At 43.0% G+C, this 12997-nt stretch carries 9 protein-coding genes, 1 tRNA gene and 1 pseudogene; 4 read left to right on the top strand and 7 right to left on the bottom strand.

The features are described from left to right. The first annotated feature begins 42 nt into the window (after positions 1-42). Positions 43-717 carry a 4'-phosphopantetheinyl transferase superfamily protein gene (locus HUK62_RS15250; protein WP_005401701.1) on the top strand — a complete coding sequence of 225 codons (675 nt, stop codon included), beginning with the start codon at positions 43-45 and terminating at the stop codon, positions 715-717. A gap of 32 nt (positions 718-749) precedes the next feature. Here the strand turns inward: HUK62_RS15250 and secF are convergent, their stop codons facing one another. The 7 genes and pseudogenes from secF to queA form a co-directional block, all read right to left on the bottom strand. Beyond that, a complete protein-coding gene (gene secF, locus HUK62_RS15245; RefSeq protein WP_005401700.1) occupies positions 750-1724 on the bottom strand; it encodes a protein translocase subunit SecF in 975 nt (324 codons plus the stop codon). A gap of 8 nt (positions 1725-1732) precedes the next feature. Continuing rightward, positions 1733-3634, bottom strand: a complete 1902-nt coding sequence (gene secD, locus HUK62_RS15240; protein WP_058870295.1) for a protein translocase subunit SecD — start codon at positions 3632-3634, stop codon at positions 1733-1735. Between the two features lie 55 nt (positions 3635-3689). Further along, positions 3690-4019, bottom strand: a complete 330-nt coding sequence (yajC, locus tag HUK62_RS15235; RefSeq protein WP_004697692.1) for a preprotein translocase subunit YajC — start codon at positions 4017-4019, stop codon at positions 3690-3692. 104 nt (positions 4020-4123) lie between these two features. Next, positions 4124-5254, bottom strand: a complete 1131-nt coding sequence (tgt, locus tag HUK62_RS15230; RefSeq protein WP_004697695.1) for a tRNA guanosine(34) transglycosylase Tgt — start codon at positions 5252-5254, stop codon at positions 4124-4126. A gap of 315 nt (positions 5255-5569) precedes the next feature. After that, the gene (locus tag HUK62_RS15225) at positions 5570-6139 is read right to left on the bottom strand and encodes a LemA family protein (protein ID WP_130235002.1); all 570 of its coding nucleotides are present in this window, start codon (positions 6137-6139) and stop codon (positions 5570-5572) included. A 25-nt stretch (positions 6140-6164) separates the two neighbouring features. Next, positions 6165-7192, bottom strand: a pseudogene (locus HUK62_RS15220) (hypothetical protein). Positions 7193-7201: 9 nt separating this feature from the next. Then, entirely contained in the window at positions 7202-8242 is a 1041-nt protein-coding gene (queA, locus tag HUK62_RS15215) for a tRNA preQ1(34) S-adenosylmethionine ribosyltransferase-isomerase QueA (RefSeq protein WP_125280197.1), read from the bottom strand. 184 nt (positions 8243-8426) lie between these two features. Between queA and HUK62_RS15210 the strand changes: the two genes are divergently transcribed. The 3 genes from HUK62_RS15210 (at position 8427) to glnE (ending at position 12966) form a co-directional block, all read left to right on the top strand. Next, positions 8427-8513, top strand: a tRNA-Leu gene (locus tag HUK62_RS15210). Between the two features lie 358 nt (positions 8514-8871). Beyond that, the gene (locus HUK62_RS15205) at positions 8872-10140 is read left to right on the top strand and encodes a HAMP domain-containing sensor histidine kinase (RefSeq protein ID WP_176538280.1); all 1269 of its coding nucleotides are present in this window, start codon (positions 8872-8874) and stop codon (positions 10138-10140) included. Between the two features lie 81 nt (positions 10141-10221). Next, the gene (gene glnE, locus HUK62_RS15200) at positions 10222-12966 is read left to right on the top strand and encodes a bifunctional [glutamate--ammonia ligase]-adenylyl-L-tyrosine phosphorylase/[glutamate--ammonia-ligase] adenylyltransferase (protein WP_176538279.1); all 2745 of its coding nucleotides are present in this window, start codon (positions 10222-10224) and stop codon (positions 12964-12966) included. The last annotated feature ends 31 nt before the right edge of the window (positions 12967-12997 follow it).

The following is a 12997-nucleotide window of genomic DNA, read 5'->3' as shown; positions in this document are numbered from 1 at the left end:
CGGAGGATGTCAAGATGCATGAAACCATGATAGGAACGAAAAGTGGCAAGGACAATACGTGTTGAGCTGAAAAAGATTGGTGACATTGTGCAGGTGGATCACAGCCTGTCACGTGTCGAGCAAATTGCACAGCGAAAACAAGCCATTTATCAATATCGCAATCAATGCTTATCCAAACAACGGCAGATGGTTGTAGATGATCACTCCATTGCACTGAGTGAGATAGGTAAACCCTATTGGGTTGATCAGCCTTCTTTTCATTTCAATCATAGCCACAGCCAAAATTACTATGCTTTAGCTACGAGTGAGCGGATGCAGGATCTAGGCGTGGACGTGGAGGAGTTAAACCGAAAAGTTCGCTTTGAGGCTTTGGCTAAACATGCTTTTCACGTAGAGGAACTTCGCGTGTGGCAACAGTATGATCAGGACAAAGCATACTGGTTTAAGGTCTGGACAACCAAAGAAGCGGTGCTTAAAGCATCAGGTTTAGGCATTCGTTTAAACTTAAATGAACTGAACACCCAAGCACATCCAACGCATAATGGTGGCATGTGTAGTCATCCGCTGATTGGGAGTTTTGCCTATCAAAATTTTGAGTTAGGAGATGTGATGTTGACCGTGGCTTGGCGGGCAGAGCAGTCCTGCCGTGGCTATGCGTTGCCTCAGATAGAGCTGGTACAACATCTTCACACCGACATAAAAAAGCCTCTCAATTGAGAGGCTTTCTTTTTTCACACTATGGTGTGCATTTATGGAATTTCATTTTCTTCTTCAAACTCAGGCTTCACTTGAACAATGAAGTCTTGACGGTTTAAGCCACGCCATAAAGCAAAAGCTGTACCGATGTAGATTGAGGAGTAGGTACCCACAAAAACGCCCACAAACATTGCAACAGAGAACCATTTAAGGCCATCACCACCGAGGATCATCATCGAGATCACCACCAACAATAAAGTCATTGAGGTGTGAATGGTACGACGTAGGGTCTCAGTTAAAGCGATGTTAACGATCTCTAAAGGTGAAGCGCCACGAATCTTACGGAAGTTTTCACGAATACGATCCGAAACAACAATGTTGTCATTCAGTGAGAAACCAATCAGAGCCAGAATTGCAGCCAATACAGTTAAGTCAAATGGCCACTGCATCATGGCAAAAATACCGATGGTGACCACCACGTCATGGAACAACGACAGTACCGCACCCATTGCCAGTTTGAACTCAAAGCGAATTGTTACGTAGACCAACATCAGCAGTAATGCTAAAGCCACAGCACCCGCTGAGCGAATGTAGAGTTCATTGCCGACTTGTCCACCCACCACATCAACTTTGTTAACTGAGGCTGAGTTACCCGGTAGCTGTACAGCTTGGGTAATGGTTTTGGTTAAGTCTTCTGCCGCTGTGTCTTCTTGTACAGGCATACGTACAATCAAATCACGATCTGAACCAATAGTTTGTACCACAGGGTCATGAAAACCTGCTTTGGTCAGTGCAGCAGAGACATCGGCTGATTTCACGGGTTTGCTATAGTTTAGTTCGGCAGAAATACCACCAGTAAAGTCCAAACCTAAGTTAAGACCCTTGGTGAAAATAAAGAATAGGCTGCCGATGGTTAAGACAATAGAAAGAATGGCTGCAGGCAGCGCAATCTTCATAAAATCAATCACACGCTCATCATCTGGACGGCCGTATTTTTTTGAATCTTGTTGAGTCACATCAGTCATCATCGATCTCCTTATATGCTCAACTTTTTCAAGTTACGTTTTTTGCCATAAATGAGCTGTACAATCGCACGTGTTACTGTAATAGCAGTAAACATAGAGCAGATAATACCGATCATTAAGGTCACAGCGAAGCCTTTAATTGGGCCTGTACCGATAGCAAATAGGATAAACGCAACCAAGAATGTGGTTAAGTTTGAGTCGAAAATGGTGTTATAAGCACGGTCATAACCCGCCACAATGGCTTGTTTGGGTGATGCTCCCCACTTCATTTCTTCACGTATTCGCTCACAGATCAAGACGTTGGCATCGACCGCCATACCAATGGTAATCACGATACCCGCAATACCCGGCAGGGTAAGGGAAGCACCAATCCAAGACATGACCGTTAGAATCATGGCTAAGTTGAAGACCAAGGCAAAGTTAGCAATTAAACCAAAGAGACGGAAGAAGACTACCATCCAGATTGCGACCAGTAAGAAACCGATTTGAGTTGATAGCACACCTTTATCAATGTTTTCTTGACCGAGGCTTGGACCCACTACACGTTCTTCAACAAAGTACATTGGCGCAGCAAGTGCACCAGCACGTAGCATTAGTGCAAGTTCAGACGCTTCTTGAGGTGAATCTAGACCCGTAATACGGAATTGAGAGCCGAGGACTGCTTGAATAGTTGCAGCGTTAATCACGACAGACTCTGCATAAGGTGTACGGACTTCGGTTTGTGCACCAGTCGCAGGATCGGTGATATAGCTAATACGTTGTTTATTTTCAATGAACAACACAGCCATACGCTTACCCACCGCATTCCGGGTTGCATCGGCCATCAGTTTGCCACCTGCTGTGTCTAAGGTAATGTTTACCTCAGCACCGCCAGTGTCTTGGCTAAAGCCACTTGATGCGTTTTGAACACGTTCACCCGTTAAAATACGGTTACGGTTTAAAAGTAATTCACGTCCGCTGTCTAAAGACTGATATGCAAAAAGCTCGGTTCCTGGTGGAAGCGGTTGACCATTGCTCTTGCCCGTATAAGGGTCAATCACTTGGTCATTTTGGTCAGAGACCAAACGGAACTCTAGGTTTGCTGTACGACCCAAGACACGTTTTGCTTCAGCAGTGTCTTGAACACCTGGAAGCTCAACCACGATGCGGTTACTACCCTGTGTTTGTACCAAGGCTTCTGCCACACCTAACTCGTTAATACGGTTACGTAAAGTGGTTAAGTTTTGGTTCACGGCATAAGATTGAATTTCTTGGCGGCGAACATCGGTATAGGTTAAGCGTAAGGTTGAACCTGTCGCAGTTGCGACCGCTTGCTGATTAAACTCATTACCATTGCTACGTAAGTAGTCTTGAGCCGCAGTACGATCATCATTGTTGGCGAACTGAACGGTAATGGTGTTGTTGTTTAATGCAAGGCTGTTAAATTTAATTTTGTTGTCACGGAACTGACGACGTAAATCTGTCGCAGAGGTTTCCATGCGCTGAGCAATCGCTTTATCCATATCCACTTCTAATAAGAAGTGAACACCACCACGTAAGTCCAGACCGAGCTTCATTGGTTTTGCACCAATTTTTTGTAGCCACTCTGGCGTGGTTGGTGCCAAGTTCAACGCGACAACATAGTCATCACCAAGGCCACGACGTAACGCTTCTTTGGCTTTTAATTGTGCTTCGCTAGAGTCAAGACGTAACAGTGCAGCATTATTGCTAAAACTGTTGTCATGGCTTGAGATACTTTCAGATTTTAAAATCTGCTCTGCTTTTTGTACGATGCTTTGGTCAATTTGGGTACCAGCTTTGGCACCAGAAATTTGAACCGCAGGCTCATCCGGATACAAACTAGGCAGGGCATATAATGTACTGATCGTCAAAACCACGAGAATCAGTAGATATTTCCATGCTGGGTAACGCATTTGTTTTCTTCTTAAAATGAAAAAAGTCGTGCGGATGCACGACTAATTTTTTTGATTAAAGGTTATTTAATGTGCCTTCAGGAAGAACTGAAATCACACTTGCGCGTTGAATTTTTACGTCTACACCGCGGCTCAGTTCAACCACTGCAAAGTCACCTTCGAGTTTAGTGATTTTACCCATTAAGCCACCAGCAAATACCACTTCGCTGCCTACGCCAAGACTTTCAACCAAAGAGCGGTGCTCTTTGGCACGTTTTGCTTGAGGGCGCCAAATTAAGAAGTAGAAGATTGCAATAAAAACAGCAATCATCAATAAGTTTGCGACCATACTTGGTTGTTGTGCAGCTTCACCCGCTGCGTGAGCTGTAGAAATAAAAAGGCTCATTTCAAATTCCTAAACTAAAAAAACGGTGACCAACGAATTGATCATAAATAGACTTGTTCTGCAATTTACCTTGTCTTTTTACCAAGCGCAAATGCTCACAACAATTAATCTTGGGGGCAAGGTGGAACTTCTAAACCACGACGTGCATAAAAATCTTCAACAAAGGCATCAAAGCGATCATTATCCAATGCATCACGAATGTCTTGAGTGAAACGTTGGTAGTAACGTAAGTTGTGAATAGTACCTAGCATTGAACCCAGCATCTCGCCACATTTTTCCAAATGGAATAAGTACGCGCGAGTAAAGTTGGTACAGGTATAACAGTCACAGTGTGGATCAAGCGGACTTTGATCATGACGGTATTTACTGTTACGGATACGCACTAAACCGTCGGTCACAAAATAATGTCCATTTCGGGCATTACGTGTAGGCATGACACAGTCAAACATATCGACGCCACGGCGGATGCCTTCCACGATGTCTTCAGGTTTACCCACGCCCATCAGGTAGCGCGGTTTGTCTGCCGGCATTTTTTCTGGAAGGTAATCCAGCACTTTGATCATTTCTTCTTTCGGTTCACCGACGGACAGACCACCAATGGCATAACCGTCAAAACCAACTTCAAGCAAGCCTTTTAAAGACTCATCACGTAAGTCTTCATACATACCGCCTTGAATAATGCCGAATAGCGCATTTTTATTTTCAAGCACATCATGGTGCTGAGTCTTACAACGCTTTGCCCAACGCAATGACAATTGTAGCGACTTTTGCGCTTCTTCATGCGTTGCAGGATAAGGCGTACATTCGTCAAAAATCATCACGATGTCTGAGTTCAATGTATGTTGGATGTCCATTGAGATTTCAGGAGACAAAAATACTTTAGAGCCATCAATTGGAGAGCGGAACGTTACGCCATCTTCTTTAATTTTACGCATCGCGCCCAAACTGAAGACTTGGAAGCCGCCTGAATCGGTTAGAATGGGCTTATCCCACTTCATGAATTTATGCAGACCGCCGTGCTCTTTAATCACTTCAAGGCCAGGGCGTAGGTAAAGATGGAAGGTGTTACCTAAAATAATTTGCGCTTTGATGTCTTCAATATCACGCGGGAGCATGCCTTTCACCGTACCATAAGTACCGACAGGCATGAACACAGGGGTTTCAACCACACCATGCTCTAAAGTTAAACGACCACGACGGGCGCGACCCGACTGACCTAATTTTTCAAACTTCATAAAATATCCTGAACAAGAGCAAAGCACTGCTCTGCTTGCAGTGCAAGAGCGAAAAAACAGTTCGCCGCTAAAAGGAGGCTATTTTCCTTGATTATGCAAATAAACACCAGTGTTGTAACACTTTTAACGCAAAGCATTTCGGAGCAGGGTGGTGTGCTATAAGGGCTGTTCCGGTTTGAATTTATGTCAGGGTGGCGAGTGAGTCGTGATTAGGATGAAAAGAGTTGATGGCGTATAAGAGGTTGTGAACGTAGAAGTTAAAAAGGCACTCATTTTGAGTGCCTTGGATTTGTTATTTGTGTTAAAGCGATCTTTTTAGTTGAAATTGGGGCGGTAATCAAAATTTTGTAGCGCAGCAGCGTCACGGAATGGACGCACAGCTTTTTTACCGACGGTCATGGTGTTTACAATGTTGTTCGGAAAAATTTGAATGTGGTTGTTAAACAGTTCGACATTGCGGTTAAAGATGCTGATCGCAGCCCCGACATTTTCGTTTTGCTCTTCAATTTCATTCATCATTTTTAGATAAATATCATTGGCTTTGAGTTCAGGGTAGTTTTCGACCACGACATTGAGGCTACGCATTAGCTCTTGGTTTAATGCTTCAATGCGCTGTAATTGGTTGACATCAGTATTATTTAAGTTCAGGTTGAGAATGTTTTGGCGGAGCTCAGTAACTTTTTCCAAGGTGCCTTTTTCAAAGCTGGAGTATTGTTCGACCAGAGGCTCTAAACCATCTAGAATTTTTATTTTCTGGCGCTCATAGGTTGCTACATCCGACCATGCGCGAATGGTTGCATTGTGGTGTCTGACAATATTATTGCGAATGACGATTATGCCAAACACGATTGCAATAATAATCAAGAAGAAAATCAATAGCCCCATACAGTCCTCAAACGGCAAAATGTCATTATTTTAAAAATTGCGTTAGATCAGATTCTAAGCGATCTAGATAAGGTAATTTAAAAGTGCGTAAGTGTCCACGCAATGTCGAAATGTCATTGATTTTTTTGCTTTTCTGGATATTTCAAACAGGTTTTGTGGGCTGATATAGCACAAGATATTTTTTTCAGGATGAAAAAGTAAATCGCCTTCACGAGAACGGAAAAAATCGGCAGTACGCAGCACAAATGCAGGGGAGAGTAGTTTGGCCATCTGCAGCTGGTCAGTACCAAAAAACTTGAGCTTTTGGTTAATCTGAATATCACTGCTATGCCATGGAAAACTATAAGGATAATAGAATTTTTTATTGTATGCGGTAATCGCGAGTCCTTGCGTGGGTACTTCAAAGACAAAACATCCCCATAAGTCTTTATGCACTTCTTTCACTTTTAACTCATTGCCATCTTTATCACGTACGCGAATTTCATCAACAAAATGATATTGAAACAGCAAAACCTGATGTTGTTGTCCTGCTTCATCCTGCCAAGTGGTACTGGCGTAGTAAGGAATATCGTTGCTGATGGTGCCTTGGTTAAAAATTGGAAACAGCTGCTTTAAATGGGCAATAAAAAATGTAGGTTGTAGGACCACGCCAATATGCTGTGGAGGGGTAAACTCGTTGAGCTGGTATTTTTTATGAATAATTTGTTTTTCGAGATAGTCGGTGATCTCTTCAAGCGGATCATCTTGCTCATAACTTAAATAGGCCCAAAGCAGACAGCCTAAGCCGAATAAAAAGCTGAATAAGGTCCAAATGTGCTCTCCGGCAAAGAACACTGGCACAATAAAAAAAATGCCGACTATTCCAAGTAGAATAGGCAGCACATTTTCAAATTTCAAAGTAATCGGGGCGTTCCAAGGGTGCAGTCGGTCAAGAATATCTTGTACGGAATCTGCCCCTCGGCCGATGTCCCAAAGCCTGTCGATATTATCAAACACAATTTTATTCTTTTTACGTCGAATATGAATGGAATGTTTGATTGTATCGATAGGCATGTGAGGTTCTTATTTGGGTTGAAGTTGGTCAACTAACATGGCATCGCCATAACTAAAGAAGCGATACTGGTTGGCTACCGCATGTTGATAAGCTGCCAAAATATTATCACGATTTGACAGCGCTGAAACCAACATCAAGAGGGTCGATTCAGGCAGATGGAAGTTGGTGATAAGACGATCCACCACTTTGAACTCATAACCTGGGTAGATAAAAATTTGGGTATCTCCAGTCCAAGCTTTGAGTTCACCATCATGTGCCTGCGCTGCACTTTCAACCGCACGTGTCGCTGTTGTTCCGACAGAAATGACTTTATTACCACGCGCTTTGGTTTGACGAATCAGCTCCACTGAATGCTCAGGAACATCACACCATTCACTATGCATAATGTGATTGGCAATGTCATCGGTACGTACAGGCAGAAAGGTACCAGCACCCACGTGTAAAGTGACAAAAGTTTTCTGAATACCTTTGGCTTCAAGTTGATCCAACAGCTTTTGGTCGAAGTGTAAGCTTGCGGTAGGTGCAGCGACACTGGCTAACTTGGTTGGATCATTAAATACTGTTTGATAACGCTCGGTATCAATGGCTTCAGCTTCACGGTTGAAGTAGGGAGGGATCGGAAGTTGTCCGTATAAATCCAGCACCGTTAAAATTGGCTGGGAAAACTCCACAATAAATAAATTTTCATGACGACCTAGTACCGTGACTTTAACGGCATCTGGGCCAATAAAGAGCTCAGCGCCTGCTTTGGGTGTGTTACTAGCTTTGATGTGGCAGTGTGCAATAAATGCATCTTGCATGCGTTCTACCAGAACCTCGACAGCTCCACCGCTGGCACGTTTGCCTTTGAGGCGTGCTTTCATCACTTTGGTGTCATTTAAGACCAGTAAATCACCTGCATCGAGCAAATCTAAAATGTCGGTGAATTGAAAGTCATGATGCTGACCTTGAGCATCGAGGTGTAACAGTCGAGAAGCACTACGCGTGTCTAAAGGATAACGGGCAATGAGTTCATCGGGGAGGTCGAAATTAAAATCAGAAAGTTGCATGATGGGAAAGCAGCGTCAAAATAAGGGAGGTCAAAATTGCGCTTAGTATATGCGTTTTTGTTGAAAAACGCTGAAATTGCACAAATATAAAGCTAAAAAAACAAATGTGACTTAAAAATAGCCAATCACTATCAACTTGCGTTGACAAGTTTTTCAAAAAGTTTAATATACGCATCAACACCTTCCCGAGGTGGTGAAATTGGTAGACGCGGCGGACTCAAAATCCGCTGTCAGAGATGACGTGTCGGTTCGAGTCCGACCCTCGGGACCAAGATATTAAAAAACCCAAGCATATTCAGTCTTGGGTTTTTTATTGCCTGAAATTTAAGATTTGAATCAAATCGCCATAAAACATTACAGATGGCTTAAAGCAATTGAATGTTTGGTGCGGGTTTGCTTAATTATGTCCTCATATGATGGACTCACAATTTTGTTTTAATCCTTCTGATAAATAACGAGTTTTCAAAAAGAGAAAGTAGTCACAAGATAAAATTCTGAAATAATTAATTTTTTTGTTAAATGCCACGCTTGTATTGTTGTATTTTTATATTGTTTTAATGTTGAAAATTTGCTAATAAATACAAGTAAATAATAGGTTTGTGCCGAAAATCACAAAAGATGAGGCAGAAATGGGTATTCAATTGCTAGATATCGGGTCTGATACAGAACAGTTAAGTGCTTGTCACTTATCTTTATTGTTGGGCGTGAACAGTAATGACAATAAAATTAAGAGCTTTCTCAAATTTGCGCGAAAAATTTTAGGTGCACATGCCGCAATTCTAACGTTTAGCAATGAACCTTATAGTTGGTATGCGGGCAAACACGCATTCAATGCTTTTCAGTTACCCGCTGAAGCCAATTTTGCTACTCATTTTGAAGGGGAGATTGCGATTGATAGCCTGCATTGCCATTATCATCATCTTTCTCAGCAGGTGAGTGCTTTAGGCTTTGAGCAACGCCGTATCATCGCTTTGGATTTAAAGGCATCGGATAAATCTGTGGGGCAAGTCATTTTCTTTGATGAGCAGTTGGATGCTTTTACGCAAGATGCCGTAGAAAATGTGCATGAACTGGCATCAGGTTTTCTTAATCTGCTGCATTTGCGCATGGAAAATGCGGAGCTCAAAGAGTTGTATGAACAACAAGTGGCCATGAATGTCAGTAAAACCAAATTTTTCCAAATTATTGCACATGATTTAAGGGCACCGTTTCATGGCTTAATTGGTTTTTCTGAGGTATTGGCTGAAGAGCGTGAAAGTCTGGATGAGTCAGGTGTGCAAAGCATTGCAGATTATCTGCATGATACCGCGCAATCGACTTATAGCTTGTTGGAGAGTTTATTGAATTGGGCGATGGCAGAGGGCGGACGTTTTGTTTATCACCCCATCCATTACAAGCTTAAGCAATCCTCTCAAATCGTTTTTGATGTGTTGCATGCGTTGGCTATCAATAAAAATATTCAACTGATTGACCGTGTCCCCGATGATTTAAAGATTTTTGCAGATATCAATATGGTGACCTCGGTGATCCAAAACTTGGTCTCAAATGCGCTGAAATTTACCCATATGCATGGCGAAGGTGTTGTGACGATTGATGCCAAAAAACGTGATGATTTTATCGATATCTACATTCAAGATACGGGTCTAGGTATGACCTTGGGGCAAATCGAATCTTTGTTTGAACCGAAACTAACCGTTAGTTTTAAGGGGACAGCTGGGGAGAATGGGACTGGTCTAGGTCTGGTGTTGTGTAAGCGTTTTGTTGATTTGAATAAAGGTGAAATTTCAGTCACATCGAAAGAAGGTGTAGGTTCAACTTTTATCGTCAGCCTGCCACGTTCGAACAGCGCACATCAAGCATTGTCACTCGAGACATCCCAGCAAGAATTTAGTGAATAATCATATTTTTCTTATAAAATAATTCCCCTAATCTCATGATCTGCTGTTATAAATAACCAAAACAATGCGAAAGGGTCGATCATGAATGCTGAGCAATTGCAAAAGACATTGCGCGCAAGTCAATATGCGGAACAAGTCCTATCTATACATCAGGTTTATCTTGAACAAGATTATGCAATTGATCAATTTTCTCAGCCATTGACCACCGAACAAATTTTCAATGTCGTTCAAAACAGCTTAAAAGAGATCAGTGATGAAAGCACATGGATGCGCACCATCCGAATTTTACGTGCGCGTTTAATGTTTCGCTGGATTTGGCAGGATGCCAATCAACTGATCGATGTGATGACGCTAACGCGGGAGCTATCTGATTTTGCCGATGCGGCCATTTGTGTGGCAAAAGCATTTGCCTTGGCGCCATTGGTGGCTAAACATGGTCAGCCTGTGGGCTATAACCATAAAATTCAAGATTTAATTGTGGTTGCGATGGGGAAGCTCGGTGCACAAGAGTTGAACCTGTCCAGTGATATCGACTTGATTTTTGCTTTTGATGAGCAAGGTGAAACCAATGGTCGTAAATGCATTGATGTACAACAGTTTTGCATTTTGTGGGGTCAGAAGCTCATTTACTTGTTGGACCATATCACGGCTGATGGTTTTGTCTTCCGTGTGGATATGCGCTTGCGCCCTTGGGGCGATGGTTCTGCACTGGCTATTAGTCATGCGGCGCTGGAGAAGTATTTAAGCCAGCATGGGCGCGAGTGGGAGCGCTATGCGTGGATTAAGGCGCGGATTGTGACAGGGGGCAAAGAGGGGGATGAGTTGTTGGACATGACTCGTCCTTTCGTGTTCCGTAAGTATGTCGATTACACCGCTTTTGAAGCCATGCGCGAAATGAAAGCCATGATTGAGCGTGAAGTATTACGCCGCAATATCGAAGATGATATTAAGCTGGGTGCGGGCGGTATTCGTGAAGTCGAATTTATTGTGCAGGTTTTTCAGCTAATTTATGGTGGGGCAAAATTAGAATTACAAGACCGTCAATGTTTAGTGAGCTTGCATCATTTGGGTGAAGTGGGTTTGCTGGATGGTCAGGCGGTCAGTGAGCTGGAAGATGCTTATTTATTTCTGCGCCGTGTAGAACATGCCATTCAAGCCTTAAATGATCAACAGACCCAGTCTTTGCCAACAGAAACAGAACTCAGACAAAGGATGATTGACACCTTGGGTTTTGTAAGTTGGGATGTATTTATTGAGCACTTAAACCAAAAGCGCGCCAAAGTTATTTACCAATTTGAGCATTTAATTAAAGAAAAAGAACATGACCCTTTCGTAGAAAGCTTTAGTCAGTTAGAAGCGCGTTTAAATGAGGTGTTGGATGCGAATGCAAAAAACCTCATTCATGAATTTTGGAATGGGCATGCGCTAAAAAAGCTGCCTGCAAAAGCGGTGCAGCGTTTAAAAATGTTTTGGCCGCATTTGATTGAAGCGATTTTACAGTCAGATAAGCCGCAAGCCGCGCTGCTACGCCTCATGCCTTTGGTTGAGTCTGTGATGCGACGTACCGTATATTTGGTCATGTTGATTGAGAGTAAAGGGGCGTTACAGCGCTTGGTGAAAATGGCAACCGTAAGTCCATGGATTTGTGAAGAATTGACCCATTATCCAGTACTCTTGGATGAATTTTTGTCCATGGATTTTGAGTTGCCGCGCCGTCAAGATTTGGAAGATTCTCTGCGTCAACAGTTGCTTCGTATTGAGCTTGATGACGTTGAAGATTTGATGCGTGTACTGCGCCTATTTAAAAAATCCAATGTTTTGGCGGTTGCAGCCAGTGATGTCTTGGCTGAAAGTCCGTTGATGAAAGTATCCGATGCTTTGACCGATATTGCAGAAGTTTCGGTCAGTACAACTTTAAATTTAGCCTATCAAATGACGGCAAAGAAACATGGTTATCCACTCGATGTTGAAGGACAGCGCTGTTCGATCGATCATTTGGCATTTGCTGTTGTGGGTTATGGCAAGGTTGGTGGGATTGAGCTGGGTTATGGCTCGGACTTAGATCTGGTCTTTATTCATTATATGGATGAGCAAGCCGATACCGATGGGCTGAAGTCGATCAGTGGATTTGAATTTGCAATGCGTGTTGCGCAGAAATTTATGTCATTGATGACCACGCAGACCCTCGATGGTCGGGTTTATGAAATCGATACGCGCTTACGCCCATCGGGTGAAGCGGGGGTCTTGGTCACCAGTTTAAAAGCCTTTGAGCAATATCAGTTGAAGAATGCATGGGTCTGGGAGCATCAAGCATTGGTACGTGCTCGCTCGATTGCAGGTGAGCCAAGTTTGCGTGATAAATTTGAAGCATTGCGCTGTCGGATTTTAACGCAGCCACGTGATGAAGAAAATGTGCGCGCAGAAGTGCTGAAGATGCGTCAAAAAATGAAAGACCATTTGGGTTCTTCTAAAGAACAACAAAAAGATGGAATTTTTCATTTAAAACAAGATGCAGGTGGTATCGTCGATATCGAATTTATGGCACAGTATGCTGTGTTGGCATGGAGCGGATCTCATCCAGATCTTGCCCATTATTCCGACAATGTACGAATCCTTGAAGACGCCGCAAAAGCCAGTTGCTTATCCAGTGACGATGCTACTGCATTGATTCAAGCTTATCTCAGTGAACGAGCCGAGAGCCACCGTTTAGCCCTTGCGAATCAATCCATGCAAGTAAATGCTGCGGACTGGCGCGATACCCGAGTGATCGTTTGCAAATTATGGCAAAGATTAATTGATCCAAGCTCAATCGTGAGCATTGGGTAACATGACTGTGTATATAAATTTGGAGTGTGTG

Source organism: Acinetobacter sp. NEB 394 (assembly GCF_013374795.1).
Classification (GTDB): Bacteria; Pseudomonadota; Gammaproteobacteria; order Pseudomonadales; family Moraxellaceae; genus Acinetobacter; species Acinetobacter johnsonii.
Note: the sequence above shows the minus strand (reverse complement) of the source record. Positions and strands in the feature narration are given on the sequence as shown.